Origin of the sequence: Serratia sp. Nf2 (genome assembly GCF_003028435.1) — a bacterium.
Taxonomy (GTDB): domain Bacteria; phylum Pseudomonadota; class Gammaproteobacteria; order Enterobacterales; family Enterobacteriaceae; genus Serratia; species Serratia marcescens_L.
In genome coordinates this window covers 123603-149917 of sequence record NZ_PYTW01000008.1, presented here as the reverse complement: position 1 = coordinate 149917, position 26315 = coordinate 123603, and the positions used below count along the sequence as shown (strand labels likewise).

Annotated in this window: 26 protein-coding genes; 9 read left to right on the top strand and 17 right to left on the bottom strand. The window is 62.7% G+C overall.

Annotated elements, in window-relative coordinates; all coding sequences use genetic code 11:
* Positions 1 to 37: 37 nt before the first annotated feature.
* A complete protein-coding gene (locus C9411_RS18080; protein WP_063988967.1) occupies positions 38 to 367 on the bottom strand; it encodes a hypothetical protein in 330 nt (109 codons plus the stop codon).
* Positions 368 to 642: 275 nt separating this feature from the next.
* Between C9411_RS18080 and C9411_RS18075 the strand changes: the two genes are divergently transcribed.
* The 3 genes from C9411_RS18075 to C9411_RS18065 are packed head-to-tail and all read left to right on the top strand — an operon-like array spanning position 643 to position 3599.
* On the top strand, positions 643 to 1623 hold the full coding sequence (locus tag C9411_RS18075; RefSeq protein WP_033635359.1) for a tripartite tricarboxylate transporter substrate binding protein: 981 nt from the start codon (positions 643 to 645) through the stop codon (positions 1621 to 1623).
* A 15-nt stretch (positions 1624 to 1638) separates the two neighbouring features.
* A complete protein-coding gene (locus C9411_RS18070) occupies positions 1639 to 2070 on the top strand; it encodes a tripartite tricarboxylate transporter TctB family protein (RefSeq protein WP_063988966.1) in 432 nt (143 codons plus the stop codon).
* Between the two features lie 11 nt (positions 2071 to 2081).
* Complete coding sequence (locus C9411_RS18065) at positions 2082 to 3599, top strand: tripartite tricarboxylate transporter permease (protein WP_049200154.1); 1518 nt, start codon at positions 2082 to 2084, stop codon at positions 3597 to 3599.
* A gap of 34 nt (positions 3600 to 3633) precedes the next feature.
* On the opposite strand, the gene C9411_RS18060 is transcribed toward C9411_RS18065, so the two are convergent.
* Both C9411_RS18060 and C9411_RS18055 read right to left on the bottom strand, forming a co-directional pair.
* Complete coding sequence (locus tag C9411_RS18060) at positions 3634 to 4263, bottom strand: CatB-related O-acetyltransferase (RefSeq protein WP_107227600.1); 630 nt, start codon at positions 4261 to 4263, stop codon at positions 3634 to 3636.
* A gap of 156 nt (positions 4264 to 4419) precedes the next feature.
* Positions 4420 to 5415, bottom strand: coding sequence for a DMT family transporter (locus C9411_RS18055; protein ID WP_063988964.1), 996 nt, complete (start codon positions 5413 to 5415; stop codon positions 4420 to 4422).
* A gap of 172 nt (positions 5416 to 5587) precedes the next feature.
* Between C9411_RS18055 and C9411_RS18050 the strand changes: the two genes are divergently transcribed.
* The gene (locus C9411_RS18050) at positions 5588 to 7054 is read left to right on the top strand and encodes a PLP-dependent aminotransferase family protein (protein WP_063988963.1); all 1467 of its coding nucleotides are present in this window, start codon (positions 5588 to 5590) and stop codon (positions 7052 to 7054) included.
* Here the strand turns inward: C9411_RS18050 and C9411_RS18045 are convergent.
* From C9411_RS18045 to C9411_RS18030, 4 genes are read right to left on the bottom strand one after another with little or no spacing between them, the layout of a single operon-like run.
* Positions 7051 to 7551, bottom strand: coding sequence for a protein disulfide oxidoreductase (locus C9411_RS18045; RefSeq protein ID WP_063988962.1), 501 nt, complete (start codon positions 7549 to 7551; stop codon positions 7051 to 7053). The genes C9411_RS18050 and C9411_RS18045 overlap by 4 nt on opposite strands.
* Complete coding sequence (locus tag C9411_RS18040) at positions 7544 to 8260, bottom strand: DsbA family protein (RefSeq protein WP_063988961.1); 717 nt, start codon at positions 8258 to 8260, stop codon at positions 7544 to 7546. The genes C9411_RS18045 and C9411_RS18040 overlap by 8 nt, the downstream gene beginning before the upstream one ends.
* Positions 8257 to 10293 carry a protein-disulfide reductase DsbD gene (locus C9411_RS18035; protein ID WP_107227599.1) on the bottom strand — a complete coding sequence of 679 codons (2037 nt, stop codon included), beginning with the start codon at positions 10291 to 10293 and terminating at the stop codon, positions 8257 to 8259. Before C9411_RS18035 ends, C9411_RS18040 begins: the two co-directional genes overlap by 4 nt.
* Positions 10294 to 10342: 49 nt before the next feature.
* Positions 10343 to 10705, bottom strand: a complete 363-nt coding sequence (locus tag C9411_RS18030; RefSeq protein ID WP_047730175.1) for a hypothetical protein — start codon at positions 10703 to 10705, stop codon at positions 10343 to 10345.
* A gap of 205 nt (positions 10706 to 10910) precedes the next feature.
* Between C9411_RS18030 and flk the strand changes: the two genes are divergently transcribed.
* Positions 10911 to 11939 (top strand): flagella biosynthesis regulator Flk, encoded by a 1029-nt coding sequence (flk, locus tag C9411_RS18025; protein WP_107227598.1) that lies wholly within the window; start codon positions 10911 to 10913, stop codon positions 11937 to 11939.
* A gap of 4 nt (positions 11940 to 11943) precedes the next feature.
* Here the strand turns inward: flk and C9411_RS18020 are convergent, their stop codons facing one another.
* Entirely contained in the window at positions 11944 to 12399 is a 456-nt protein-coding gene (locus tag C9411_RS18020) for a rhodanese-like domain-containing protein (RefSeq protein WP_107227597.1), read from the bottom strand.
* Positions 12400 to 12492: 93 nt separating this feature from the next.
* On the opposite strand from C9411_RS18020, the gene C9411_RS18015 reads away from it, so the two are divergent.
* Positions 12493 to 13926 carry a PLP-dependent aminotransferase family protein gene (locus C9411_RS18015; protein WP_199200138.1) on the top strand — a complete coding sequence of 478 codons (1434 nt, stop codon included), beginning with the start codon at positions 12493 to 12495 and terminating at the stop codon, positions 13924 to 13926.
* A gap of 36 nt (positions 13927 to 13962) precedes the next feature.
* Here the strand turns inward: C9411_RS18015 and C9411_RS18010 are convergent, their stop codons facing one another.
* Complete coding sequence (locus C9411_RS18010; protein WP_063988956.1) at positions 13963 to 14859, bottom strand: endonuclease/exonuclease/phosphatase family protein; 897 nt, start codon at positions 14857 to 14859, stop codon at positions 13963 to 13965.
* A 217-nt stretch (positions 14860 to 15076) separates the two neighbouring features.
* Here C9411_RS18010 and pepT point away from each other — a divergent pair, with 217 nt between their 5' ends.
* The gene (gene pepT / locus C9411_RS18005) at positions 15077 to 16324 is read left to right on the top strand and encodes a peptidase T (RefSeq protein ID WP_107227595.1); all 1248 of its coding nucleotides are present in this window, start codon (positions 15077 to 15079) and stop codon (positions 16322 to 16324) included.
* Here the strand turns inward: pepT and C9411_RS18000 are convergent.
* Positions 16321 to 17433, bottom strand: coding sequence for an SLC13 family permease (locus C9411_RS18000; RefSeq protein ID WP_063988954.1), 1113 nt, complete (start codon positions 17431 to 17433; stop codon positions 16321 to 16323). The genes pepT and C9411_RS18000 overlap by 4 nt on opposite strands.
* A gap of 154 nt (positions 17434 to 17587) precedes the next feature.
* Between C9411_RS18000 and apbE the strand changes: the two genes are divergently transcribed.
* Positions 17588 to 18619, top strand: coding sequence for an FAD:protein FMN transferase ApbE (gene apbE, locus C9411_RS17995; RefSeq protein ID WP_107227594.1), 1032 nt, complete (start codon positions 17588 to 17590; stop codon positions 18617 to 18619).
* A gap of 62 nt (positions 18620 to 18681) precedes the next feature.
* Here the strand turns inward: apbE and C9411_RS17990 are convergent, their stop codons facing one another.
* Both C9411_RS17990 and fabB read right to left on the bottom strand, forming a co-directional pair.
* A complete protein-coding gene (locus tag C9411_RS17990; protein ID WP_004936201.1) occupies positions 18682 to 18903 on the bottom strand; it encodes a hypothetical protein in 222 nt (73 codons plus the stop codon).
* Between the two features lie 212 nt (positions 18904 to 19115).
* Entirely contained in the window at positions 19116 to 20336 is a 1221-nt protein-coding gene (gene fabB / locus C9411_RS17985; RefSeq protein WP_041036107.1) for a beta-ketoacyl-ACP synthase I, read from the bottom strand.
* 170 nt (positions 20337 to 20506) lie between these two features.
* On the opposite strand from fabB, the gene mnmC reads away from it, so the two are divergent.
* Positions 20507 to 22528, top strand: a complete 2022-nt coding sequence (mnmC, locus tag C9411_RS17980) for a bifunctional tRNA (5-methylaminomethyl-2-thiouridine)(34)-methyltransferase MnmD/FAD-dependent 5-carboxymethylaminomethyl-2-thiouridine(34) oxidoreductase MnmC (protein WP_107227654.1) — start codon at positions 20507 to 20509, stop codon at positions 22526 to 22528.
* 41 nt (positions 22529 to 22569) lie between these two features.
* Here the strand turns inward: mnmC and C9411_RS17975 are convergent, their stop codons facing one another.
* From C9411_RS17975 to aroC, 5 genes are all read right to left on the bottom strand, one after another.
* Positions 22570 to 22851, bottom strand: coding sequence for a YfcL family protein (locus tag C9411_RS17975; protein WP_016926855.1), 282 nt, complete (start codon positions 22849 to 22851; stop codon positions 22570 to 22572).
* 32 nt (positions 22852 to 22883) lie between these two features.
* Positions 22884 to 23432, bottom strand: a complete 549-nt coding sequence (locus C9411_RS17970; RefSeq protein ID WP_162215436.1) for an elongation factor P hydroxylase — start codon at positions 23430 to 23432, stop codon at positions 22884 to 22886.
* A gap of 89 nt (positions 23433 to 23521) precedes the next feature.
* Positions 23522 to 24328 (bottom strand): sulfite exporter TauE/SafE family protein, encoded by an 807-nt coding sequence (locus C9411_RS17965; protein WP_063988952.1) that lies wholly within the window; start codon positions 24326 to 24328, stop codon positions 23522 to 23524.
* A 3-nt stretch (positions 24329 to 24331) separates the two neighbouring features.
* Positions 24332 to 25159: a penicillin-insensitive murein endopeptidase gene (gene mepA, locus C9411_RS17960; RefSeq protein WP_063988951.1), complete on the bottom strand. Its 828-nt coding sequence runs from the start codon at positions 25157 to 25159 to the stop codon at positions 24332 to 24334.
* Between the two features lie 5 nt (positions 25160 to 25164).
* Entirely contained in the window at positions 25165 to 26250 is a 1086-nt protein-coding gene (gene aroC / locus C9411_RS17955) for a chorismate synthase (protein ID WP_033635387.1), read from the bottom strand.
* Positions 26251 to 26315: the final 65 nt, after the last annotated feature.

Genomic DNA, 26315 nt, shown 5'->3' with positions numbered 1-26315 from the left:
TGCGTATATGCGTATGGGGGACGATCGCAGGACGGTATCAGATCAGCGGAATGGGGCTATCGGCAACGGCAATGTCCAGCACCGGGCGCAGCTTGTCGGCGGTAAACGGCGAAGAAACCAGCACGGAGCGATTGTTGGCGGCAAACACCAGATCGATGCCGGTCACGCAGGCGGTCATCTGGCAGGCATACTTTTCACCGTCGGCATTGACGAAATGCAGCTCAAATACGCCAATATCAGCACGCAGTCGCTTCAAACGGCACTGCCCGCTTTCACCGGTCATCTCCGCATAGACCTCCGGCAGCCGTTTAATCGCGCACACTTTGGCGCTGTCCCTGCCACCAAACAATTTCCCTAACAAAAACATATTGCTGCGTCTCTATTCATTTCACTGATCATGATTTTATCGCAGAAGCAGAACGGCAAACCTGATATTACGCAGTATTTTGGCCGGTTTTGCGCCCTGTTCTTGCCTTCATTTCTATGGTAGCGCCCCCGCCATTCGCTCGCAACGAGCGACCCCAATCACAGACTGGAAACTTTTCCGTCCGCTGAAAGGTAAATGAAAGGTTGTTGTTTTAACAATTCCGCAACCGCACCTGGCGGGATTCATAACCAGAACAATACCGAGGGCAAGCCACAATGAAAAAAATAATGACCCGTACCTTTACCGCCGCCGCCCTGCTGCTGGCGGCCAATCAGGCCTTTGCCGTGGAAGCGCCCAAACGCACCGAATGCATCGCGCCGGCCAAGCCCGGTGGCGGCTTCGATCTGACCTGCAAGCTGATTCAGGTGTCGCTGCAGGACACCAAGGCCATCGATAAGCCGATGCGCGTCACCTATATGCCCGGCGGCGTCGGCGCGGTGGCCTACAACGCCATCGTCGCGCAGCGCCCGGCGGAGTTCGGCACCGTGGTGGCCTTCTCCGGCGGCTCGCTGCTCAACCTGGCCCAGGGCAAGTTCGGCCGCTATAACGTGGACGACGTCAAATGGCTGGCGGCGGTCGGTACCGACTACGGCATGATCGCGGTGCGTGCCGACTCGCCATACAAAACCCTGAAAGACCTGATGGACGCCTTCCAAAAAGATCCCAATAGCGTGGTGTTCGGCGCCGGCGCCTCCATCGGCAGCCAGGATTGGATGAAAACCGCGCTGCTGGCACGCGAAGTCGGCGTGGATCCGCGCAAGATGCGCTACGTGGCGTTCGAAGGCGGCGGCGAACCGGTCACCGCGCTGCTGGGCAACCATATCCAGGCGGTTTCCGGTGACCTGAGCGAGATGGTGCCTTATCTGCAGGGTGACAAGATCCGCGTGCTGGCGGTGTATGCCGAGCAACGTTTGCCGGGCCAACTGGCCGACATTCCGACCGCCAAAGAGCAGGGATACAGCCTGGTGTGGCCGATCATTCGCGGCTTCTACGTCGGGCCGAAAGTCAGCGATGAAGAGTATCAATGGTGGATTGACACCTTCCAGAAAATGATGGCGACCGACGAATTCAAGCAGCAGCGCGATCTGCGCGGCCTGTTCGAATTCAACATGACCGGCAAAGAGCTGGACGCCTACGTGAAGAATCAGGTTGCTCAATACCGTGAGCAGGCAAAAGTGTTCGGCCTGGCCAAATAACCGCAGGGGAAAACCATGAGCGATCGTATTTTTGCCGGCTTCTGGCTGCTGCTGTGCATCGGTGGGCTGTTCATCGGCTGGGGCATCCAAAGCGAATACAGCTATGAACCGCTGGGGCCGCGCCCGTTCCCGCTGGCGATCCTCAGCCTGATGGCGCTGTGCGCGGCCCTGCTGCTGCTGCGCCGCCCGCAGGCGGTGGAGTGGCCGCATCACAAGGTGCTGCAACGGCTGCTGGTATTGGTGATCACCCTGGTGCTGTATGCCTGGGGCTTTGAATGGCTGGGCTTTCCGCTGGCCACCGCGCTGCTGACGTTCAGCATCGGCCTGCTGTTTCAGGCCAGCCTGCCGGCGGCGGCCATCTCCGGCGTCGTCATGGGCGCAGCGCTGTATTACGCCTTTGACCAACTTCTCGATGTCACACTGCCGCTCGGCACCTGGCTGAGCTAACGGGAGCGATGATGGATACCTGGATGTATTTGACTCAAGGGTTCGAAGTGGCGCTGGTGCCGCAGAACCTGATTATCGCCCTGATAGGCTGCTTCGTCGGCACCATCGTCGGCCTGCTGCCGGGCCTCGGGCCGATCAACGGCGTGGCGATCCTGCTGCCGTTGGCGTTTGCCCTCAAGCTGCCGGCCGAATCGGCGCTGATCCTGCTGGCGACGGTGTATATCGGCTGCGAGTACGGCGGACGCATCTCGTCGATTCTGCTCAACGTACCGGGCGACGCGGCGGCGATCATGACCGCGCTGGACGGCTACCCGATGGCGCAGCAGGGGCGCGCCGGCGTGGCGCTGTCCATCTCGGCGGTCAGCTCGTTCGTCGGATCGATGATCGCCATCGGCGGCATCATCCTGTTCGCGCCGCTGTTGGCCCGCTGGTCGTTGGCCTTCGGCCCGGCGGAGTATTTCGCCCTGATGGTGTTCGCCATCGCCTGCCTCGGCAGCATGATGAGCCAGAACCCGCTGAAATCGCTGCTGGCGGCGCTGATCGGCCTGGGACTGGCGACGGTGGGCGTCGACGCCAACACCGGCGTTTACCGCTTTACCTTCGACAGCGTGCACCTCTCCGACGGCGTGCAGTTTATCGTGGTGGTGATCGGCCTGTTCTCGGTCAGCGAAATCCTGCTGATGCTGGAAAGCACCAGCGCCGGGCAAAAACTGGTGCGTAAAACCGGCCGGTTGCTGTTCAACCGCAAAGAGGCGGCGCAGTGCGCAGGCCCAACCCTGCGTTCGTCGGTGATCGGCTTCTTCGTCGGCATTCTGCCGGGCGCCGGCGCCACTATCGCCAGTGCGCTGACCTACATGACCGAGAAGAAAATCAGCGGCAACAGCGACACCTTCGGCAAGGGTGACATCCGCGGCGTAGCGGCGCCGGAAGCGGCCAACAACGCCTCGGCCTGCGGTTCGTTCATTCCGATGCTGACGCTGGGGGTGCCGGGCTCCGGCACCACAGCGGTGATGATGGGTGCGCTGACGCTGTACAACATCACCCCCGGCCCGGCGATGTTCACCGAACAGCCGGATATCGTCTGGGGGCTGATCGCCGCGCTGCTGATCGCCAACGTCATTTTGCTGATCATGAACCTGCCGCTGGTCGGCCTGTTCACCCGCATGCTGACCATCCCGCTGTGGTTCCTGGTGCCGGCGATCGCCGCGGTTTCGGCGGTGGGGGTTTATGCGGTGCACAGCACCACCTTCGACCTGCTGCTGATGGTCGGGTTGGGCGTGTTCGGCTACATCCTGCGCAAAATGCACTTCCCGATGTCGCCGCTGATTCTGGGCTTCGTGCTGGGTGAGATGCTGGAGCAAAATCTGCGGCGCGCGTTGTCGATCAGCAACGGCGAGTTCGGCATTCTGTGGAGCAGCAGCATCGCGCAAACGCTGCTGGTACTGGCGGTTGCGGTACTGGCGCTGCCGCCGCTGCTGCGCCTGATGCGCAAACGCCGCCAACCAGCGGCCGAGGTCAAAGCCGAGTAACGCGAAACGGGCGGGGATCCCCCGCCCGTTATGTTTAACGACGCAAGGTCGCAATGCCCCTTTCCAACGCATCGATATCGTCATCGGCGAGCAGCGGTTGAATCACCGCAAAGTCCGCCTCGGACAAGTCATAGAGGCGTAAGGCAAGCAACCGCGCAATGACCTCCGGCGCGAACCGCCAACGGATAAACCGCGCGGGATTACCGCCAACGATGGCATAAGGCTCAACATCGCCGGCCACCACGCTGCCGGCGGCGACGATCGCCCCCTCTCCTATCGATACCCCTGGCATCAGCATCGCCCGCATGCCGATCCAGCAACCATCGCCCAGTCGCGTATCGCCTTTGGGGCTGTACGCCTGCTTGATGGTTGCCATAAACGGATACAGGCTCAGCCAGTCGATGCGATGGGTGTGATTGCCGCCCATCAGGATCACCGCTTCGGCTGCGATGCACACATAATCGCCGATCAACAGGCGGTCTATTTCGCCCAGCGGCTGCCATTGCCGGCTGACCGCGTCGCCGTGCAGATAACGCACCGCCGAGCGTTCGAAGCCGTTATCCCAACAGTCGCTGTAGTAGCTGTGGGTGCCTTTGACGATAATATTCGGATTGGTCACCGTCTGATGCAGCAGCTCGGTGTTGGACCAGTGTTTTTCGGACATGGCGTATTCTCTTGTTACGGGAATAAAAGCCACGGAACGGAATGTCTGTGGCCGTGTTGTCGTTCACTCAACACGGCCATTCAAGCGATAAGCGCTCGCTTCAATCTCGGGTTATTCATCATGACGGCCTCTCTTGCGAGGCGTAATGGTAGCCGATCACGCCTCGGCGGTCTTGCTTTTCAACAGCAGCACCCCGCCCATCACCAGCGCGCTGCCCAGCAGCTGCAGCTGATTCATGCTTTCCCCCAGCAGGAAATAAGCGATCACCGCGGTGAACACCAGCTCCAGCGACAGGATCAGGTTGGCCACCGCCAGCGGCAGCGTTTTCAGGCTGATATTGTACAGCCCGAAGCCCAGCAGCGTCGGCCCGGCGGCCAGCGCCAGCAACAACAGCCAGCCGCTCCACTGAATGCCCTGCGCACCGTGCGACAGGAACCACAGAGAGCCGGCCATGCCGTGGAACGCCGCCAGCGGGAACGCCGTCAGCGCAGCGTTGAACGCCAACTGGTACAGCGCCGAAAAACCGAACACATACAGGATAGTGTTCCACACCGGATAGCCGCGTTCGCTGGCCACCCGCCCGCCGAGGGTATACAGGGTATAGCCGATGCCCGACAACATCCCGACCAGCAGCCCCAGCAGATCGAAGTGGCTGTTCCCCATGCTGTCGCCGTTGCTGACCAGGAAGCAACCGCCCAGGCTGATGGCGATCACCAGCAATTGGCGCAGCGTCAGGCGTTCGCTGTACATCACCCAGCCGAGGAACACGGTAAATCCCACCGAGCAGTAGGTCAGAATGGTCGCCACCGACGCGCCGTTCAGCGCCACCGACAGTGTCCACAGGCTGTTGAATAGTGCCAGCAGCAGCCCGTAAAGCGCGTAGAACACCACCTGTTCACGGCGCAGGCGCGCCCACTGCGGTTTCACCAGCAACAGCAGCGGCAACAGCACCAGCGCCACCAGCGCCGCACGCCAGAACGCCAGCACGAAGGTCGGCAGGTGGTAGTACTCGGTCAGCGCGCGGATGATGATGGCGGTAAAGGCCAGCAGCATGGCGCTGATAATGGCGATGACGTAACCCTGGCTGCTGCCCTGAAAAAGGCGCGCGCCGGGCAGCGCCGGCCGGGCGGAAACGCCTGACGGTAATGACATGAGATCCTCGGAGAAATGGCGACGTAAATGCTCAAGCACAGAGTGTAACGCAGCCATTTTTTCTCACTATAGCCACTTTTCGGTGTTGTCATGCAGGCCACTTTTCTGCGCTTGAAGCCCTGTTGACATGGGGTATAGTAAAAATCACTCTCCATAACCGGGCCAATTTCGCATGCATATCCCGTTGGATCGCGAGCAGGACGTTCCGCTCTATTTACAGATCGAAGAAGCGCTGCGGCGCGCCATCCTCACCGGCGTGTTCGTCGATGGTGACAAACTGCCCTCGACGCGCACGCTGGCGGCCGAGCTGGCGGTCAGCCGTTTAACGGTGGATAACGCCTACGCCGAACTGTCGGCCAAGGGCTTTTTGCATCAGCGGCGCGGCAGCGGCGCCTATGTCGCGCACCCGCAAGCGCAGGCGCGCCCGGCCCGACCGAGCAGCGATGCCCCATTCCCGCTGGAGAGCTTCACCACCCTCACCTCGCGGCTGGACGGCTACGCCGACGCCCCGCTGCCGGAGGGGCTGATCAACTTCGCCGCCGGCGTCGGCAGCCCTAAGGTGTTTCCGCTGGAGGCGTTTCGCAAAGTGCTGCTGTCGGTGCTCAGCCGCCATGCGGAAGAGGCCTTCAGCTACGGGGAATACTGCGGCTACTACCCGCTGCGCGATACGCTGAGCCGCATACTCAGCGCACAGGGCATCCCCACGCAGGCGGAACAGGTGCTGATCACCAACGGTTCGCAGCACGCCATCAGTCTGGTGGTGCAAAGCCTGCTGGCGCCGGGCGATACGGTGATCGTCGAAGAGCCGACCTACGCCGAAGCGCTGGGCCTGCTGCGCCAGCACCGCGTCAATATCGTCACCGTACCGGGCGACCGCCACGGTATGCTGGTCGAGCGGTTGCCCGAGCTGCTGGCGCGCCACCGCCCTAAACTGATCTACACCATCCCCAATTTCCACAACCCGACCGGCCGTTGCCTGAGTGAAGCACGGCGGCGACGCCTGCTGGCGATCGCCCAACAGGCCGGCGTGGTGATCCTGGAAGACGATTTCGTCGGCGATCTGCGTTATCAGGGCAAACAGCTGCCGTCGCTGCGCGCGCTGGCGCCGCCGGGCGCGGTGATCTACGTCAGCACCTTCTCCAAAATGCTGCTGCCCAGCATGCGCATCGGCTATCTGGTGGCGGACAGCGAACACTATCAGCGTTTCGCACGATTGAAACACGTCGACAGCTTCACCAGTTCCAGCCTGATCCAGCGAGCGCTGGACGCGTTCGTCACCGTCGGCCGTTACGACAAGCAGCTGCGGCGCGCCGGGCGCGTCTACCGCCGCCATCTCGAGGTGATGATTGATGCCTTGCAACGGCGGCTACCACCGGGGTGCCGCTTTGAAACGCCGCAGGGAGGTTTGTTTATCTGGCTGACGCTGCCGGCGGCGGTGACCACCGCCGAGCTGATGCCGGTCGCCTGGCGATACGGAGTGACTTTCGCACGCGGCGAATGCTTTTATGCGCAGGAACAGCTGGGCGCGCACGGCCTGCGGCTGAACTTCGCCGCCAACTCGCCGCCGCAGATTGAAGAAGGTATCGCCCGGCTGTGCCGGGCGATTGAGGAGGTGATAACGGAGAAAAACGCCGGTTAGACGGCGGCCCACCACAGCCGCAGCTTCATCCCCCAGTAGCTGGTCCAGCCGGTGGTGCTCTGCACCACCTTGCCCTGCGAGACCACCACGAAGGTCGGCGTCACGCCAATCTGCCACTGCGCCGAGAGCGTACCGGCCGGATCGTTGACCACCGGCAGCGCCAGCCGCTTGCGTGTCAGCCAGTGTTTCACCTGGGTATCGTCGCCCGAGCGCAGCGCGACGGTCAGCACGTTGCCGCCCGCCGCCTGCAAGCGGGCGACGTCCGGCGTAGTGAAACGGCAGACGCCACACCAACTGGCCCAGAAGTAAACCAGCAGTGGCCGCTCATGGCTGAGCTGCGCCAACGACACTCTCTCGCCGTCCAGCGTGGTCAGGGTCTGAGCATCGAAGGCCGGCGGCGCCTGCGGCGCGTTCAGCCAATCCATCACCGTCACCACCGCCAGCGCGATCAGCGCCAGCAGCAGCAACTCGCGCCCCCAGCGCTTGAGCTTAGCCATTGGTGGCCTTCGCCAGCTGCTGCTTCACCATCGCTTCCAGCTCTTCATACGACACCGCCCCCGGCAGCATCCGATCGCCGATCAGCGTCGCCGGCGTCCCCTGCACGCCCAATTGTTCCGCCAGCTCCATATTGGTGCGCAGCGTGGTCATGCTCTGTTCGCTGGGCGCCACCGCCTTGACGCCGGTTTTCTCTTGCGCGGCGGCGATGCTGGTGTTGTCGTGGAAGCCCTTTTTCGCCATCAGCCGCTGGTGCAGAGCCCAGAATTGATCCGGGTGCTGTTGCCAGGTGGTGAGCGCCACGCGCGCCGAACTGACCGAGCTTTCGCCCTTGAACGGCAGCAGCTTCACCACCAGCGCCACGTCCGGGTATTGCTTGACGATCTTCTCCAGCATCGGATCAAAACGCTTGCAGTACGGGCAGTTATAGTCGGTAAAGGTCACCAGCGTCAGTTTGGCGTTGGCGGCGCCGAGGCGCGGGCTGGCCGGATCCTGGTACAACGTTTTGGCGTTCTGCTTGATAGCCTGGCTGATTTGCTGGCCGGCGGTTTGCTGCTGCCAGGCGTCCACCGCCTGCGCCAGAATGTCCGGGTTGGACACCAGCGTTTCGCGGATCATCTCTTTGATACGCGCCTCTTGTGCCGGGGTGAAAGGCTCGGCGGCCCACACTGGGGCGGCGATGATCATCAGTAAAATCAGTAGCTTTTTCATTGTTCGGTTCCTTTGGCATGGGAAAGCGTTTGCAGCACGGCGTCACGGGTCAACAGCGGGGATAACACCTCGCCGTCCGGGCTGCCGGGGCCATAGATTTGGTTGAAAGGCACGGCGACGCTGCCGCGCTTTTGCAGGAAGGCGCTGATGTCGGCCGACGGGCGGCTCCAGTCGCCGCGCAGCGCAACCACGTCGGCGGCGCTCAGCGCGCGCTGTACGTCATCGCGCAGCAGCACATTGAATTTGTTGGCTTTACAGGTCACGCACCAGTCTGCGGTCACGTCGACGAACACCCGCTTATGCTGAGCCAGCGCCTCGGCAATCGCCTGTTCGCTCAGCGGTTGCCACTGCACCCGATCCTGCAACGGCTGGCGCCACAGGCCGGCGGTCAGCGATCCGGCCAGCAAGGCCACGCCCGCCAGCACCAACGTGCCCGCCGCCAGCTTGGCCGCCAACCGTGCACCCTGCTGACGCCACACCGCCAACAGCAACGCCAGCAGCGCCAACGCCCCCAGCCACAGCGTGGCCTGCACGCCGATATGATTGCTCAACAGGCTCAGCAACCACAGCGACGACGCCAGCATCAGCATCCCCATCGCCAGCTTGACGGTATTCATCCAGCGGCCGGGGCGCGGCAAGCGCAGCGCCAGCGATGGCCAGGCGGCGATCAGCAGCCACGGCAGGCTCATGCCGATGCCGAGCGCGATGAACATGCCCCACAGCACCGGCAGCGACGCCGCCAGCGCGAAGGCCACCGCCGTGCCGAGAAACGGCGCCGAGCACGGCGTCGCCAGCAGCGTGGCGAACGCGCCCTGCCAGAAATGGCCGCTCAGACCGTGCCCGTTATGGGTGGCCAGCGACGTGTTCAGATCGGACGAGAGGCGCAGATGGAACAGGCCAAACAGGTTGGCGCTGAACAGCAGCGTCACTAGCACCATAAAACCGATAAACCACGGATTCTGGAACTGAATGCCCCAGCCGAGCGCATGGTTGCCGAGCCGCAGTAACGTCATCAGCAAAGCCACCGCCATAAACGAGGCGACGATACCCAGTGACGACGCCAGGAACTGCAAACGCACGCTGCGCCGATCGCGCCGTTCCACCTGCAGGACGGAGCCGAGCTTAATGCCCAGCACCGGCAGTACGCACGGCATCAGGTTGAGGATCAACCCGCCCGCCAGCGCCATCAATACCGCCTGCCATAACGAGAACGCCGTACCGGCGGGCGCGGCCAGCGGATCGCCAATCGGCAGCGTAATCTGCTGCGCCATGCCGCCGTCGTCGATCACCAGCGTCAGCATTTTACCGCGCAGATCCGGCGCCGCATCGCCCCAACCGTCGCTGACCGGCACTCGCGCCAACAGCTGAGCGCCGTCGGTCTCGACCTTCGGCTTGCCGAGATCGGCATCCGCCAGCGTATCGAAGAACAGCGAGGGCTGCTGCCAGCCAGCGGCACGTTCGGCGGCGATCTGCAGCTCGCCGTTGCGGTAACCGGCCTTGACGCTCTCCGCCACCCCGGCGGCGATCGGCACCTGCCCCATCGCCTGCGCGAAGTCGTGGTTAAACTGCGGATCGTTCGGCGTCGTCAGATCCAGGCTGAACGGGTAGTCGGTCAGAATGCAGACGTTGCTGCAGGTGGATAGCGTCAGGGTGCCCGCCAGCGGGCCGGATACGTGGGCTGACATCACGATCGGCAGCGTGACCCGATCGTGATAGCCCTGGGTGGAAATGCCGGCCACCTCGAAACGCTGCGGCGTCGGCCAGTGCCAGGTCGCCGGCGGCGGATTGCCCTGCCAGACGATAGCCGGCGCGATGCCGCCTTCGCCTGGGGAACGCCAGTAGGTTTTCCAGCCCTTTTGCAGCTCGACCGACAGCAGCAGGCGAGTCTCCCCCGGCAGTGACGTGTCGGCGCGCAGCCGCACCTTGGCATGATCGTTGGCCGGGTTTTGCAGCCAGCCGCTGTCCGCCGCCTGCAAGGCAGGCAGCCACAGCATAAACAGGCAAGCGCAGGCCAGCCTGATAATTTTCAACATGTTAATTCTCCATAAATGATTAATTCACCGCGAAAAACGGGCGATTAACTCATTCACGGAATACGCATAATCGAAGGTGCACCCTGAGGGTGGGCGGTGAAATGGCGCGAGGAGGAGGAATGCGCAGGCGCGCGGCGATGGTCGGCGCCAACAGCGCCAGCAGTAGGCCCAGCCCGAACAGTACGGTTTCGAACATCACCGGCGGCGCGGCCAGCAATGACTTGGCGCTCAGCTCACAGGGCGTCGGCTGCGCTTCGGCGGCGGTGTCACTGGACTGAACGGCGGTAGCTGCCGGGATCCCGAGCGTTTGCTGCAGCGCATGCAGGCCCGCCATGCGCTGGGTCATGCACGTCAGCACCACCAGGCAAGCCAGGCATAAAAACCATTTTGCAATCCGCTGCCGTTTAACCATGCCATCCTCATGTTCGGGTCTGGGGTTATCTTAGCGGCGCGGGCGCGATTAGCAACGTTTTGTCGGTAAAGAAATGTCTGAGCGGCGGTATTGATGGCGGCGATTTACAGGTATCATAGAGGGTAAGCCTGCGCTTTTCGCCGGGTACGATGATGATTCTCTCCTCCAGGCATTCTGCGGGGATACACAGCGAAGGACTGGTGATATGCAACCTTTGAGTGGGCCGGGCACCCCAATCGCCGGCGAACGCCCTCCCTCCCCGGGCAAAACGGCGGCCACTGACGATCAGCCCCTCTCTCCGGCGCAGCGCACGACGCTGGAAAAGCTGATCGTGAAAATCATGGCACTCAGCCCGGCAAAGTCGGCGGAGATCTGGGCATCTCTGCGTCACGATCTCGGCGCCGACAACGGCGGCGAACTGCTGGCGCGCCATTTTCAACCGGCGGAACAGCTGCTGCAAACGCGCCTGACGCAGGCGCAGCAAAACCATGCCGGGCGCCAGCTGTTGCAACAGCTGGCCGAATTGCTGCCGCAGGGCAACAACCGCCAGGCCGTCAGCGACTTTATTCGCCAGCAGTTCGGCCACACGGTGCTGAGCCAGTTGAGCCCGCCGCAGTTGCAGCAGGTGCTGAATCTGTTGCAGACCGGCGGCCTGGCCATTCCCCAGCCGCAGCAAACCGCCACCAGCGATCGCCCGCTGCTGCCCGCAGAGCATCAGAGCCTGCAGCAGCAGATAACCAAACTCAGCGCCGCCACCGGCGAAGCGCCGGCTAAAATCTGGCAAACGCTGTTTGATCTCGCGGGCGTGAAAACCAACGATCCGCTGCCGGCACGCCACTTCCAGCTGCTGAACCAGTTTTTGCAAGTGAAGGTGGCGCTCAGCCCGCAGAGCGCGCCGACGCTGAACAATCTGTTGGCGGCGCTCAAACAGCCGGCGGATGAGCAAGAGCTGCAGCAGATGAACGACTACTGCCAAGCCCGCTTCAACTGCGGCGCCAATTCGCCGCTGACGCATCCGCAAATGAGCGACGCCATTCATCAGCTGTTTGCCCGCCGCCTGGAAAAAGCCGGCCAGGCCCAGCCTATCGTCAGCCACCCTGTCGATCCGCAGCCGCTGCTCAACCCGCTGATCGCCGCCCTGCCTCTGCCGTTGCAAAAAGCGCTCAGCAAGCCGGCCGTGGCGCTGATCCTGCTGCTGATGGCGCTGGCCGTCGTGCTGGCGCTGGTGTTTTAACGCCTCAGGCGCAGCCGCAGTCCGCAACAGCCGCCCGATCGCGCAACGATCCCGGCTGTTCGCCGATGGCCAACGGATGGCCGTCGCGCAGCCAGAAGTCCAGCCCGCCGATCAGCTCCTTCACCCGGAATCCCAGCTTCGCCAGCTTGTAAGCGCCTTTGGTGGAACCGTTGCAGCCGATACCGTCGCAGTAAGTCACATACACTTTTCGGCGATCCAGCTGCGCCGTGCCGGCTTCATCCATCAGGCGATGCGGCAAACTGAGCGCACCGGGAATATGCCCGGCGGCATACAGCGCCTCCGCGCGGGTGTCGATCACTACCATCTCTTCCACGCCATTGCGCAGATCTTCCGCCACGTCCCAGGCATCCGCATAGCGGCTCAGCTTGGTCGCCAGGTAGGCCTGGCTCTCTTCCGGCGCCGCCGGCGGAAAAGCCAGCACCAATGATTCTTTCAACATACCACTCACTCCCGTGCATCAAGACAGATGACAATAGTGCCCCATTTTGGTCTTATGATTGATACCCATTTCCCAACCGTGATAAGGCCCATTATGCGGCACTCGCTGGTCACATTGTTTCAGCAATCGCCCCACGCCGCCGGCACGCTGCGCGATCGCCTGTGCGGCGCATTGCGGCAGGCCATCCACCAGGGTGCATTGAGCGTTGGGCAACGCCTGCCTTCCAGCCGGGTGCTGGCCAGCGATCTGGGCCTCTCGCGGGTAACCGTCGAAGCGGCCTACGGTCAGCTGGAGGCGGAGGGATATCTGCAGCGCCGCGTCGGCCAGGGCACCTTTGTGGCGATTATCATCGCCAAATCGCCGCCGCCGGCGACCGGCGCCGGCATACCGCGCCTTTCGCAGCGCGGCCAACAGATCGTTCAAACCGGCGGCTGCCGCGATCCGCAGCATCCTCAGGCCTTCGCTGCCGGCTCGCCGGATCTGCGTGCGTTTCCGCTGGCCTTGTGGAAGCAACTGACCGCACAGCGCCTGCGGCTACAGGGAGAAAGCCTGCTGCGCTACGGCGACCCGCAGGGTTATTTGCCGCTGCGCGAAGCGATTGCCGCTCACGTCAACCAAACGCGCGGCGTGATCTGCGATGCTCGCCAGGTTATCGTGCTGACCAGTTCGCAGCAGGCGCTGCAGCTGATCGCCACGTTGCTGCTGGACAGCGGCGACAGCGTCTGGATGGAAGAACCGGGTTACACCGGGGCAAGAAACGCCTTTATCAGCGCCGGAGCCGCCCTGACACCGGTCGCGGTGGACAGCGACGGCCTGTGTGCTGACCCCTCCTTGCCCGATCCTCGTTTGATTTATCTGACGCCCTCGCACCAATATCCAACCGGCGCAGCGCTCAGCCTGGCACGCCGATTGGCGTTGCTGGCGCTGGCGGAGAGGCATCAGGCCTGGATCATCGAGGACGATTACGACAGCGAGTTTCATTACGACGGCCTGCCGATACCGGCGATGCAGGGCCTGGATCGCCGTGGCCGGGTGCTGTACCTCGGCACCTTCTCCAAGTCGCTGTTCCCTTCGCTGCGGTTGGCGTACCTGATCGCCCCGCCCGCGCTGGTTGAAGCGTTCGTCACCGCGCGCACGGTGTATGACGGCCACAGCGCGCAGCTGATGCAGGCAGTCACCGCCGAATTCATCCGCCAGGGGCACTTCGCCGCGCATATCCGCTACATGCGCCAGCTCTACCGCAGCCGGCGCGATGTGTTGCTGGCGGAAGTACGCGAAAAACTCGGCCACTTCGCCACGCCCGCTCCCGCCGCCGGTGGCCTACAGCTCAGCGTCTGGCTGCCGCCCGGCCAGGAGGCGGCGCTCAGCCAGCGGGCGCAGCGGCTCGGCATCCTCACGCCCGGGCTGAAGGCGCAATACCAGACGGCACAGGCACAGCGCGACGGCTGGCTGCTGGGTTTTTCGGCCCTGGCGCCGGGCGAGATCCGCAGCGCCGTCGAGCGGCTGGCGCAGATCGCCGTGGCTTAGCGCGGCCCCAATGGCCCCAATGGAACGCCCACCCGCTTATTGCTCGGTCAGGCGCATCTCCGCCACCAGCGGCAGGTGGTCGCTTACCGCCGGCCAATGCACGCCGTTCCAGTCGCCGCTGGCGTTCGGCACCGTCAGGCTGTCCAGATGCCAGCGCTGCGCGTTGCCGGTGAAGAGGTAATCCACCTTGATCTCGGCATTTTCTGCCGGCCAGCTGCGGCCGTCCTGCCCGTTCGGCATGATGTCGTTCCAATAGCGGCTCAGCTCCAGCCAGGTCACGCTGCCCGGCACATCGTTCATGTCGCCGAACAGCAGCTTGATACCACGCACTTCGATGGCGCGATCGTTCAGCTCCCGCACCTGATCCAGACGCATCGTCGGATCTTCCTTGGTATCGAGGTGGGCGTTGAACAGGGTGATCGGCGCCGGGAACTCCGGCACGTCAACCTTGGCGCTGAAGGCGATGCGCTGTTCGCGCTGGCCGGACGGCAGCGGATAGATCACGGCATCGTGCAACGGATACTTCGAGAGAAACGCCAGGCCATATTCGCCGCCATCGTAATCGATCGCCCGGCCGAACACCGCCTGCATACCGGTCAGCTTCGCCAGCTCCGCCGCCTGATCGACCCGGCCGCTGCGGGCGGTGAGTTTATCCACCTCCTGCAGCGCCACCACGTCGACGTTCATCGCGCGAATCGCCTTGGCAATGGCGGTCATGTCGCTGACCTTGCCGGCGGCGATATTGAAGCTGGCGACGCGGATCTTCGGCGCCTGCTCCAGCTCGTAGGTTTTGTTCTTCAGGCCGCCCAACGCGCTGGCCACTTCGCGGCTGTTGGCGTTGCTGTTGGCGTGCCCGGTATCGGCAGACGACCAGGCGCTGTGAGAGATGCCCAGGGACAGTAAAGTGATAAGCAGAGCGTGACCGGTGTGCATGAATTCTCCTTGAGGGACAGATAAGTGTTATGTAGGCGCTTCCCGGCCCACAGCTAACACCGATTTTGCCGCAGAAACCTGCGACTATTTCCTAGTTGCACCGCTATTTTTCGTTTCTGCGCGATGCTTCGCATTCTGGCAGTTTACGCATTGCACCGTTGGACAAACAGCTGATTTCGTTTTAAAACCGGTAGATTGCCAACCGCGAGGAATTCCGATGACCAGCCCGATTGCCGAACAGCTTACCGAACGTTTCTTCCGCTACCTGGCGGTCACCAGCCAGAGCAATGCCGCCGCAACCACCCTGCCCAGCACGCCGGGGCAGCATGAGATGGCGCAGCTGCTGGCGGAAGAGCTGCGCCATCTCGGCCTGGCCGACGTGCAGATAGACGAACACGCCACCGTCACCGCCCGCAAGCCTGGCACCCACCCCGGCGCGCCGCGCATCGGCTTCATCACCCATATCGACACCGTGGACGTCGGCCTGTCGCCCGAGATTCGGCCGCAGCGCCTGCGCTTCACCGGCGAAGATTTATGCCTGAACGCCGAGCAAGACATCTGGCTGCGGGTCGCCGAGCACCCGGAGATCCTACCCTACCGAAACGAAGAGATCCTGTTCAGCGACGGCACCAGCGTGCTGGGCGCCGACAACAAGGCGGCGGTCACCGTGGTGATGACACTGCTGGCCAACCTGGCCGCCGCCGATCGCCACGGCGATATCGTGGTGGCGTTCGTGCCGGATGAAGAGATCGGCCTGCGCGGCGCCAAGGCGCTGGATTTGCAGCGTTTCCCCGTCGATTTCGCCTACACCATCGACTGCTGCGAACTGGGTGAAGTGGTGTACGAAAATTTCAACGCGGCGTCGGCGGAGATCCGCATCGAGGGGGTGACTGCCCACCCTATGTCGGCGAAAAACGTGTTAATCAACCCGATACGCATCGCCAACGACATCATCAACCAATTCGACGAGCAGGATACTCCGGAACACACCGACGGGCGCGAGGGCTATTTCTGGTTCACGGATCTGGCCGCCAATGCCAATCAGGCGACGCTGAAGGTGTCGATTCGCGACTTCGATCGCGCAACCTTCGAGGCGCGCAAAGCTCGCCTTGAGGAGACGGTGCGTCAGGTGGCGGCCGGCTATCCGCGCGCCAACGTCAGCTGCAGCATCAGCGACATCTACAGCAACATCAGCAACGCCATCGGCGAAGATCGGCGCGCCATCGATCTGATCTTCGGCGCCCTTGCCGCCCACGGCATCCCGCCGAAGGTGATCCCGATGCGCGGCGGCACCGACGGCGCGGCGCTCTCGAGCCGCGGCATCCTGACGCCCAATTACTTCACCGGCGCGCATAACTTCCACTCGCGCTTCGAATTTTTACCCGTCAGCGCCTTCGTGAAATCCTACCAAGTGACCCGAAGCATTTGCTTGTTGGCCGCCCGGCAGAGCGGTAATCAGAGTTAGCTCAACAGCCAGCCGACCAGCGCGGCCCACGCCAGCAGCGGCAGCGAGTAATAGTGGAAGCGCAACCAGATCTTGCGCTCCCCCGCCATGCGCAGCGCAATCAGGTTGGCGAGCGATCCGATCGCCAACCCGAAGCCGCCGGCATTGACCGCATAAGCCAACTGCGCGCTGGAAGGCACATAGTTGAGCAGCAAAATAGTGGCCGGCACGTTGCTGACGATCTGCGACAGCCCGACGCCCAGCGCGTACACCCCGCCGTCGCTCAGCCCGGCGATGGCGGCAAACGCCGGCTGAAGCGGCGGCAGGCGGGTAAACAGGCCGACATCGATAAACATGGCGGCGAACACGAAAATCAGGCTCCAGTCGATCAGCAACAGCACCCGGCGCGCCAGCAACAAAAAGCCGGCGAACACCGCCAGCAGCCCATACAGCGGCAGACCGATATCCAGGCACAGCAGGAAGATCGCATACAGCCCCACGCAGCTCAGCAACAGCGGCCGTTGATAGGGGTAGCCCTCGGTATTCGGCGTTTTCACGATGTCGCGCGCCGGGAAGCTGAACCAGGTCAACACCAACAGGCTCAGCATCATCGCGGCGCCAAACGGCGCCATCTGGCCGATGAAACCGAGGAAAGAGAGGCCGGAGCGGCTCCACAGCAGGATATTTTGCGGGTTGCCTATCGGCGTCAGCAGCGAACCGGCGTTCACCGCCAGCGCCTGAAAGATGATCAAACGGCCAACCGGCAGCGCCGACAGCTTTTTCAGCGTGATGGTGAGCGGAATGACGATAAACAGCGCCACGTCGTTGGTCAGAAACGACGACAGCAGCGCGGCGGAAAACACCAGGAACAGCGCCAGCCGCCGTTCGCTGTGCAACCGATTGATAATCTTGCGGCCAACGAAGTCGAAGTAGCCGCTGACCTCAACGCCTTTGGTCAGCAGCATCAGCCCCAACAGAGTAATGAGGGTGCGGCCGTCGATGAAACCGCCCAGCGCCGCCAGTGGCTGCGGATGAAAGGCGAACATCGCTGCGCCGGCCAGCAACAGCACATGCAGGAAGCGGTCTTTGACAAAGGGATGGATAAGCCGGGAAATGGCGGTTGAACTCATGGCGGCAGCTTGAAACCTCAGCGAAAAGCATGAGCGAGACGTTAGCTCAGGCGCAGCCGCAACGCCAGCAAAATGCTATTTTACCTTTATCCACTTTCCATTTGCCGCGCTTTACTTTATTTGTAGCGGCTTTCTCGTTTTCAAAGGACATGTTATGGCTTCCCTGTTCGCCAAAGGGGCATTGCTCAGCGCCTTATGCGCCCTGCTCGCCGCCTGCGACGATGCCTCCTCCCGCCCGCAAATCGATATCGACGGCAAGACCATGGGCACCTTCTACAGCGTTAAAGTCAGCGGTGACGTCGCGATCGGCAAGCAAGCATTGCAGCGGCAGATTGACGCAGTGCTCGAACGGGCCAACGACGATATCTCCACCTACCGCGCCGACTCGGTGCTGTCGCAATTTAACCGTAGCACCAGCCTCGAACCGCAGCCGATCCCGCGCGGCATGGCGGACATCGTGCTGATGGCTCAGCGCATCGGCCGCGATACCGGCGGCGCCATGGACATCACCGTCGGCCCACTGGTGAACCTGTGGGGGTTCGGCCCCGACAAGCATCCGGTCAAGGTGCCGGAACAGGCGCAGATCGACGCGGCGAAGCAGCGCATCGGCCTGCAGCACCTGAAGCTGATCAGCGACAATCGCGGGGAGTGGCTGCAAAAAGATCTGCCGGACATGTATGTCGATCTCTCGACGCTGGGCGAAGGCTACGGCGCCGATGAACTGGTGCGCCTGATGAACCGCAACGGCATTACCAACTACCTGGTATCGGTCGGTGGCGCGGTCTCTTCACGCGGCGTCAACGGCCAGGGCAAACCCTGGCGGGTGGCGATCCAAAAGCCGACCGACCGTGAAAATGCGGTGCAGGCGCTGGTGGATCTGCACGGTTACGGCATCAGCACCGCGGGCAGCTACCGCAACTACTTTGAAGAAAACGGCCAGCGCTACTCCCATGTCATCGATCCGACCACCGGCAGGCCGATCAAGCACCGGCTGGTTTCCGCCACGGTGATCGCCCCCACCGCGCTCGAGGCCGACGGCTGGGATACCGGCCTGATGGTGCTGGGCACGGAGAAAGCGTTGAAGCTTGCCGAAGAGAAAGGGCTGGCGGTCTACCTGATCAGCAAAACCGACGACGGTTTCAGCGCCGTGATGACGCCGCAGTTCAAGGCGTTTTTGGTGCAGTGAAATAAAAAAGCCCGGCACGCAATGGCCGGGCTGGTTGCATGCGCCCGCAGGCGCCGCGCCGATCACTTGGTCAGCGCGATGATGCCGAGGGTCAGACCGGCCACTGCCGCCGCGCCGCCGGCGATCGCGCCCGCGGTTTCCCAGTTATCTTGGGTGGTGCCCTTCATGCAGGTGTTGGTGTGCACCAGACGCCCCTGATCATCGTAGACCGGAACGCAGGGGGAATCGGTGGCGCATCCGGCCAGCACGGCCGACAGTAACCCAACCGCAATTAACTTTTTCATACTTCTTGCCTCAATGTTCGATCACTTTAGAAAGCTACGCCGAGCGATAATCACGCTACCTGGCTATTGTATGCCCAACGCATGTAATGGCGAGGTAATGATGTGTCAGGGGATGTTATTTGGGAAAACTCCGAGCGCCCAGCCGGCGGGGTTCGGGCAGTAAAAAGCCCGCGAAAACGCGGGCTTGATGGCGAGGTGAGGCTCAGGCGGAATTATTTCGCCAGTTTGCGCATCACCAGGGTGGCGTTGGTCCCGCCGAAGCCGAAGCTGTTGGACATCACGGTGGTCAGCTCACGCTGAGTCGGCTGAGTCACGATATTCATGCCGGCCGCCTGCTCATCCAGGGTGTCGATGTTGATGCTCGGCGCGATAAAGCCGTGCTCCAGCATCAGCAGGCTGTAGATCGCTTCCTGCACGCCTGCGGCGCCCAGCGAGTGACCGGTCATCGCCTTGGTGGAGGAGATAGCCGGGGTATTGTCGCCGAACACTTCGCGAATCGCGCCCAGCTCTTTCACGTCGCCTACCGGTGTGGAGGTGCCGTGCACGTTGATGTAGTCGATCGGCGCATCCAGATCCTGCATCGCCATCTTCATGCAGCGCACCGCGCCTTCGCCCGATGGCGCAACCATGTCGGCGCCGTCAGACGTTGCGCCGTAGCCAACGATTTCTGCGTAAATGTGCGCACCGCGCGCCAGCGCGTGCTCCAGTTCTTCAACCACCACCATGCCACCGCCACCGGCGATGACGAAACCGTCACGATCGGCGTCGTAGGTGCGGGAGGCTTTTTCCGGCGTGTCGTTGTACTTGGTGGACAGCGCGCCCATCGCGTCGAACTCGCAGGCCATTTCCCAGCACAGCTCTTCGCCGCCGCCGGCAAACACGATGTCCTGTTTGCCCAGTTGGATTTGCTCAACCGCGTTACCGATGCAGTGTGCGGAGGTCGCGCAAGCGGAGCTGATGGAGTAGTTTACGCCGTGGATTTTGAACGGCGTCGCCAGGCAGGCGGAAACGCCGGAAGCCATGGCTTTGGTGACCACATATGGGCCAACCGCTTTCAGGCCGCGTGGGCTGCGCATCGCATCGGCGCCGAACACCTGGAAGCGCGGAGAACCACCGCCGGAACCGGCGATCAGGCCCACGCGCGGATTGTTTTGATACTCTTCTTCCTTCAGGCCGGAAGAAGCGATCGCTTCTTGCATCGCCAGGAAGGCATAGATGGAAGCATCGCTCATGAAACGCACCGCCTTGCGGTCGATCAGGCCGGTTGTGTCGAGCTTAACTTGCCCCCATACGTGACTACGCATGCCGGAATCTTTCAGTTCCTGGGAGAAAGTGATCCCAGAACGTCCTTCCTGCAGGCTCGCCAGGACCTCCTGCTGGTTATTACCAATGCTGGAGACAACTCCCAGGCCAGTAATCACTGCACGTTTCATTCAATACCTCTTCCACTATTTACCTACGGGATTTTGCATCGCACTTTAGCGTACAGATGTAAGCCGAACAAGTCCGATCAGCGTTTTTCAGCTTTATTGTTGTCCAGTTTGCGCCAGGGCGCCAGCGCCGTTAGAATTCGCGACATCCCTTGAATTTCGAGCTATTGACCGTGAACCACGCCCCCATCCAAACCGCAACGCTAACCTGGAACGAACAGGGTACACCTGTTTCGAAACAGTTTGATGACGTCTATTTTTCCAATCAGGATGGGCTGGAAGAAACCCGCTATGTCTTTCTGCACGGCAACCGGCTGCCGCAGCGTTTCGCCACTCACCCGCGCCCGCTGTTGGTGGTGGCGGAAACCGGATTCGGCACCGGGCTCAATTTCCTGACGCTGTGGCAGGCCTTCGCAGACTTCCGCCAGGGCGAGCCGGACGCCGCGCTGCAGCGCCTGCACTTTATCAGCTTCGAAAAATTCCCCCTGCAGCAGGCCGATCTGGCGGCAGCGCATGCACGCTGGCCGGAGCTGGCACCCTATGCCGACGAGCTGCGCGCCCAATGGCCGCTGCCGCTGCCGGGCTGTCATCGCCTGCTGTTGGCCGAAGGCCGTATTACGCTCGATCTGTGGTTCGGCGACGTCAACGAACTGCTGCCTCAGTTCGACGCCAGCATGAATAACCAGGTCGATGCCTGGTTCCTCGACGGCTTCGCGCCGGCCAAAAATCCCGACATGTGGACCGAGCAACTGTTCGCCGCCATGGCGCGTTTCGCCCGGCCGGAAGGCAGCTTCGCCACCTTTACCGCCGCCGGCTTCGTGCGCCGCGGCTTGCAGCAGGCCGGTTTTCAGGTCAACCGTTGCAAAGGCTTCGGCCAAAAACGTGAGATGCTCGCCGGCGGTCTGCCGGCCGATGCGCAGCCCACGCCCCACCCGGCGCCCTGGTATCGGCGTCCGGCGGCGGACAACACCGCCGACATCGCCCTGATCGGCGGCGGCGTCGCCAGCGCGCTTACCGCGCTGGCCTTATTGCGGCGCGGCGCCACCGTCACGCTGTACTGCGCCGACGAACAGGCGGCCGAGGGCGCTTCCGGCAACCGCCAGGGGGCGATTTATCCTCTGCTGAACGGCAGCGGCGACGCGCTGGAGAGTTTCTTCAGCGCCGCGTTTCCCTTCGCCCGTCGCCAATACGACACCCTGTTGCAACTAGGCGTCATCTTTGATCACCAGTGGTGCGGCGTCAGCCAGCTGGCCTACGACGAAAAGAGCGGCGACAAGATCGCCAATATGCTGAAAACCGACTGGCCGCCAGCGCTGGCGGCGGCAGCCGACCGCGAGACGCTCAGCGAACTGTGCGGCGTCGATACCGGCTTTGGCGGCATCACCTACCCGCAGGGCGGCTGGCTCTGCCCGGCCGAGCTGACGCGCGGCGCTATCGCGCTGGCGCAGCGTCAGGGTCTGGTCTGCCACTACCGGCACGATGCGCAGGCGCTGGCGCGTGAAGAAAACGGCTGGCGTATCGACTTCGCCCACGGTGAATGCCGCCGCCATGCGACGGTGATCCTGGCCAACGGCCACCGGTTGGCCGAGCTGGCACCGACGCAAGCCCTGCCGCTGTATGCGGTACGCGGGCAGGTGTCGCACATCCCAACCTCGCCGGCCCTCGGTCAGTTGAAACAGGTCTTGTGCTACGACGGCTACCTGACGCCGGTCAACGCCAACAACGGCCAACACTGCATCGGCGCCAGCTACCAGCGTGGCGACACCGCCACCGACTACCGCGAACAGGAGCAACAGGAAAACCGCGGGCGCCTGCTGCGCTGCCTGCCGGAACAAGCCTGGCCGCAGCAGGTGGACGTCAGCGCTCACCTGGCGCGCTGCGGCGTGCGCAGCGCCACCCGCGATCATCTGCCGATGGTCGGCGCACTGCCGGACTATCAGGCCACGGTGACGCAGTATCAGGATTTGCAGCGACAGAACCAGCGCGGTGAAACCGTCGCCGATGCGCCGGTCTATCCCGGCCTGTTCGCTATCGGCGGATTGGGATCGCGCGGCCTGTGCTCGGCACCGCTGGCGGCGGAAATTCTGGCGGCGCAGCTGTTCGGCGAACCGTTGCCGGGCGACGCGCGCCTGCTGGCGGCGTTGAATCCGAATCGGATGTGGGTACGGAAGCTGCTGAAAGGACGTGCGGTTTAATTCATGAATGAGGGGCGCGATGATGCGCCCCGGCATGGCGGTCAAGCGGCAGGCGTGGCGGCCTGATAGAGGTTTTCCCACATGCCGCGCACCAGGATCTGATCCGGCGGCGAAAGTTCCCCGGCGGCGATCGCCTTATGCAGGCTCTCTTCCACCCGCGCTTTCAGCGCTTCGGCAGTGTGCTCACCCTGCTCTTCCGCTTCGGCCACCGCCAGCGTCAGATGACCGCGCAGGTAGCCACCGGCAAACAGTTCATCATCGCTGGCGTGCTCTACCATGTCATCAATCAGCGCCAAAATGCGCGCTTCGAATTCTGCGATCATCAAATTTCCTCATTAAATAGCGGGCTGTGGCGTCAGTTGAGATCTTCCGGATACGGAAAATGCTCGGCCGCCAACGGTGGCGTATTGTAGAACGATTGCAACGCCTGAATAAAGCGCGCAGGCCGTGTGGGTATTCCCTGCTCCAGCAGCGCCAATACCCGGGCGCGCACCTTGCGCTGGAACGCGATGCGATCCGGCTCGCAGTCGCCGTTCAGGTTGTCGCAGCTGACGTTGAACGGGAAACCGGCCGCCACGCAAAACATCCATTCCAGCGCCTGCGGTTTGATCTCTACCGCTTCGAATTCACTCTGGGTTTGCGCGTCGCGCCCGTCCGGGCAATACCAGTAACCGAAGTCCACCAATTGTCGGCGCGCTTCGCCGGCGATGCACCAGTGCGAGATTTCGTGCAGGCCGCTGGCGTAGAAGCCATGGGCAAACACGATGCGGTGATACGGCAGTTCGTCGTCGGCCGGCAGGTAGATCGGCTCGTCGTCGCCCTTCACCAGGCGGGTGTTGTAGTCATCGCTGAAGCACTGATTGAAGATCTCGATCAGCTGTTCATAGCGATGACGGGTCTGCATGTCTGACATAAAAACTCTATAACCACAGAAATAAAGAGGCCATTATACTCAATAAGACAGGGCGCGTAAGCCGCGCCCACTTTTCATCTTTAGCCGTGCACCAGGGCGGTCAACCACTGCTGAATTTCCGCGCCGTGATTGTCGTACAGCAGCTTGAGGCTCATCACCAGCGAGACGATCACGATCATCGGCCGAATCAGCTTCTGCCCGCGGGTCAGCACCATGTGGGCGCCCAGACGCGCGCCCAGCACCTGCCCCACCAGCATCACCAGACCGATGCTCCACACCACCTTGCCGCCGATGATGAACAGCGCCAATCCGCCGACGTTGGAGGTGAAGTTCAGCACCTTGGCGTGTGCCGTGGACTTGGCGAGGTTAAAACCGCACAGCGTCACATAGGCCAACGCGTAGAACGATCCGGCGCCGGGGCCGAAGAAGCCGTCGTAAAACCCGACGCAGCCGCCGGCCACCAGCCCGAACGGCAAGGCGCCGAGGCGACGTTGACGATCTTCCTCACCCAGCCGCGGCATCAGCAGGAAGTAGAGGCCGATGCCGATCACCAGCAGCGGCAACATCTGCCGCAACACATCGGCGCGCATATGCTGCACCAGAATGGCGCCGATGATCGAACCGATCAGCGTCAGAAATATCGTCAGCTTTTGATCGTTGAGGTTCACCGCACGCCGACGAATAAAGTACAGGCTGGCGGAGAAGGAGCCGCCGACCGACTGCAGTTTGTTGGTGGCCAACGCCTGGGCCGGGGGAACCCCCACCGCCAGCAAGGCCGGTACCGTCAGCAACCCGCCACCGCCGGCGATGGAGTCGATAAACCCCGCCAGCAGCGCTACTGCAAACAACACCCCGAGCATCTCGGGGCCGATGACGAACCAGTCCATGTATTATTCCGCTGCGAAGTGATTATCCAGCAATGCCTGACAGGTCGGCGGTAACGGCGGCGGCACCGGTTTACCCGGTTTGGCGCTCGGTTGATGCGGCACGAACCAACTCGCCAGTTCGGCGCCGCAGCCGTCGCCCGGCGGCGGCGTATCCTGCTCTTTACATTCAAGGCTGCCCGCCGGGCAACGCAGGCGCACGTGCATGTGCGCGCGGTGACCGAACCACGGCCGCACCTTGTGCAACCAGGCGCGATCGGCGCCGGCATCCAGACACAGACGCTGTTTGATGGCCGGATTGACGAAGATGCGCGTCACATCCGCATCCTGCGCCGCCAGCTTGATCAGCGACTCGATCTGCGGCTGCCATTGGCGCGCCACTACCTGCTTGCCGTCACTTGACACCAGATCGATAGGCTGCGGCTTCAGCAGCTGCTGTGCGCTCCAGCGTTGGCGCGGCAGCTGCAGCCAGATGTCGACGTCGAGCCCCGACTGGTGGCTGGCGTGGCCGCTGCTGAAGCGCCCGCCGGCCGGCATCGCCATGTCGCCGATCAGCACCGTGCCCAGCGCTTTCTGGTTCGCCTGGCTGCTGAGGCGCTGAATAAACGCCAGCAAATCCGGATGGCCGAAATAGCGGCGCTGGTCGGTACGCATCACCTGGTAGTTCGGTGAGTTCAGCGGTAACGGCTGGGCGCCGATGACGCAGCCGTTGGCGAAACCGCCCACCGCCTGCGGCGCGCCGGCCACCGGGTGATCAATTTTCTGCCACGGCGTCAGCGCCATGGCGGAGGCGGAGGCCGTCAAGGCCACCAGGCCCAACATCCAGTTTCTCATGGCGATTACCAGCGAGGCACGTCGGAAACCACATCACCGTTTTGCGCACGCTGGCGCAGCAGGTGATCCATCAGCACGATCGCCATCATCGCTTCGGCGATCGGCACGGCGCGGATGCCCACACACGGATCGTGGCGGCCGCGGGTGACCATTTCCACCGCTTCGCCCTGGCGATTGATGGTACGGCCCGGCACCATGATGCTGGAGGTCGGCTTCAGCGCCAGATGTGCAACCACCGGTTGGCCGCTGCTGATGCCGCCGAGAATGCCGCCGGCATGGTTGCTCTGGAAGCCTTCCGGGGTGATTTCATCGCGGTTTTCGCTGCCGCGCTTGGTCACCACGGCAAACCCGTCGCCGATCTCCACGCCTTTCACCGCGTTGATGCTCATCAGCGCGTGCGCCAGATCGGCGTCGAGGCGGTCAAACACCGGCTCGCCCAGGCCAACCGGCACGTTTTCAGCAATCACACTGACCTTGGCGCCGATGGAGTCGCCCTCTTTTTTCAGCGCGCGCATCAGTTCGTCCAGCGCTTCCAGCTTGTCCGGATCCGGGCAGAAGAACGGGTTCTGTTCGACCTGATCCCAATCTTTCAGCTCGCAGGTCACGTCGCCGATCTGCGCCAGATAGCCACGCACCTGCACGCCGAACTTCTGCTGCAGGTATTTCTTGGCGATAGCACCCGCCGCAACGCGCATGGCGGTTTCACGCGCCGAAGAGCGGCCGCCGCCGCGATAGTCGCGCAGGCCGTATTTCTGCTCGTAGGTGTAGTCGGCATGCCCCGGGCGGAACACGTCTTTGATCGCGCTGTAGTCTTGCGAGCGCTGATCGGTGTTTTCAATGATCAGACCGATGCTGGTGCCGGTGGTCACGCCTTCGAATACGCCGGAGAGAATGCGCACCTGATCCGGTTCGCGACGCTGGGTGGTGTAACGCGAGGTGCCCGGACGACGGCGGTCCAGATCGTGTTGCAAATCGGCTTCGGTGAGCGGGATACCGGGCGGCACGCCGTCGACGATACAACCCAGCGCCACCCCGTGAGATTCACCGAAGGTGGTGACGCGGAAAATCTGCCCAATACTGTTTCCTGCCATCACGGCTCCTTACCGTTAGTCTTTTATCGTTATGAGGCCCGCCTTGCGGGCCCTGAAAATGCGGC

Coding starts and splice junctions, on each gene's coding strand:
- C9411_RS18080 (WP_063988967.1), bottom strand. CDS start 367: ATGTTTTTGTTAGGGAAATTGTTTGGTGGCAGGGACAGCGCCAAAGTG.
- C9411_RS18075 (WP_033635359.1), top strand. CDS start 643: ATGAAAAAAATAATGACCCGTACCTTTACCGCCGCCGCCCTGCTGCTG.
- C9411_RS18070 (WP_063988966.1), top strand. CDS start 1,639: ATGAGCGATCGTATTTTTGCCGGCTTCTGGCTGCTGCTGTGCATCGGT.
- C9411_RS18065 (WP_049200154.1), top strand. CDS start 2,082: ATGGATACCTGGATGTATTTGACTCAAGGGTTCGAAGTGGCGCTGGTG.
- C9411_RS18060 (WP_107227600.1), bottom strand. CDS start 4,263: ATGTCCGAAAAACACTGGTCCAACACCGAGCTGCTGCATCAGACGGTG.
- C9411_RS18055 (WP_063988964.1), bottom strand. CDS start 5,415: ATGTCATTACCGTCAGGCGTTTCCGCCCGGCCGGCGCTGCCCGGCGCG.
- C9411_RS18050 (WP_063988963.1), top strand. CDS start 5,588: ATGCATATCCCGTTGGATCGCGAGCAGGACGTTCCGCTCTATTTACAG.
- C9411_RS18045 (WP_063988962.1), bottom strand. CDS start 7,551: ATGGCTAAGCTCAAGCGCTGGGGGCGCGAGTTGCTGCTGCTGGCGCTG.
- C9411_RS18040 (WP_063988961.1), bottom strand. CDS start 8,260: ATGAAAAAGCTACTGATTTTACTGATGATCATCGCCGCCCCAGTGTGG.
- C9411_RS18035 (WP_107227599.1), bottom strand. CDS start 10,293: ATGTTGAAAATTATCAGGCTGGCCTGCGCTTGCCTGTTTATGCTGTGG.
- C9411_RS18030 (WP_047730175.1), bottom strand. CDS start 10,705: ATGGTTAAACGGCAGCGGATTGCAAAATGGTTTTTATGCCTGGCTTGC.
- flk (WP_107227598.1), top strand. CDS start 10,911: ATGCAACCTTTGAGTGGGCCGGGCACCCCAATCGCCGGCGAACGCCCT.
- C9411_RS18020 (WP_107227597.1), bottom strand. CDS start 12,399: ATGTTGAAAGAATCATTGGTGCTGGCTTTTCCGCCGGCGGCGCCGGAA.
- C9411_RS18015 (WP_199200138.1), top strand. CDS start 12,493: ATGCGGCACTCGCTGGTCACATTGTTTCAGCAATCGCCCCACGCCGCC.
- C9411_RS18010 (WP_063988956.1), bottom strand. CDS start 14,859: ATGCACACCGGTCACGCTCTGCTTATCACTTTACTGTCCCTGGGCATC.
- pepT (WP_107227595.1), top strand. CDS start 15,077: ATGACCAGCCCGATTGCCGAACAGCTTACCGAACGTTTCTTCCGCTAC.
- C9411_RS18000 (WP_063988954.1), bottom strand. CDS start 17,433: ATGAGTTCAACCGCCATTTCCCGGCTTATCCATCCCTTTGTCAAAGAC.
- apbE (WP_107227594.1), top strand. CDS start 17,588: ATGGCTTCCCTGTTCGCCAAAGGGGCATTGCTCAGCGCCTTATGCGCC.
- C9411_RS17990 (WP_004936201.1), bottom strand. CDS start 18,903: ATGAAAAAGTTAATTGCGGTTGGGTTACTGTCGGCCGTGCTGGCCGGA.
- fabB (WP_041036107.1), bottom strand. CDS start 20,336: ATGAAACGTGCAGTGATTACTGGCCTGGGAGTTGTCTCCAGCATTGGT.
- C9411_RS17975 (WP_016926855.1), bottom strand. CDS start 22,851: ATGATCGCAGAATTCGAAGCGCGCATTTTGGCGCTGATTGATGACATG.
- C9411_RS17970 (WP_162215436.1), bottom strand. CDS start 23,432: ATGCAGACCCGTCATCGCTATGAACAGCTGATCGAGATCTTCAATCAG.
- C9411_RS17965 (WP_063988952.1), bottom strand. CDS start 24,328: ATGGACTGGTTCGTCATCGGCCCCGAGATGCTCGGGGTGTTGTTTGCA.
- mepA (WP_063988951.1), bottom strand. CDS start 25,159: ATGAGAAACTGGATGTTGGGCCTGGTGGCCTTGACGGCCTCCGCCTCC.
- aroC (WP_033635387.1), bottom strand. CDS start 26,250: ATGGCAGGAAACAGTATTGGGCAGATTTTCCGCGTCACCACCTTCGGT.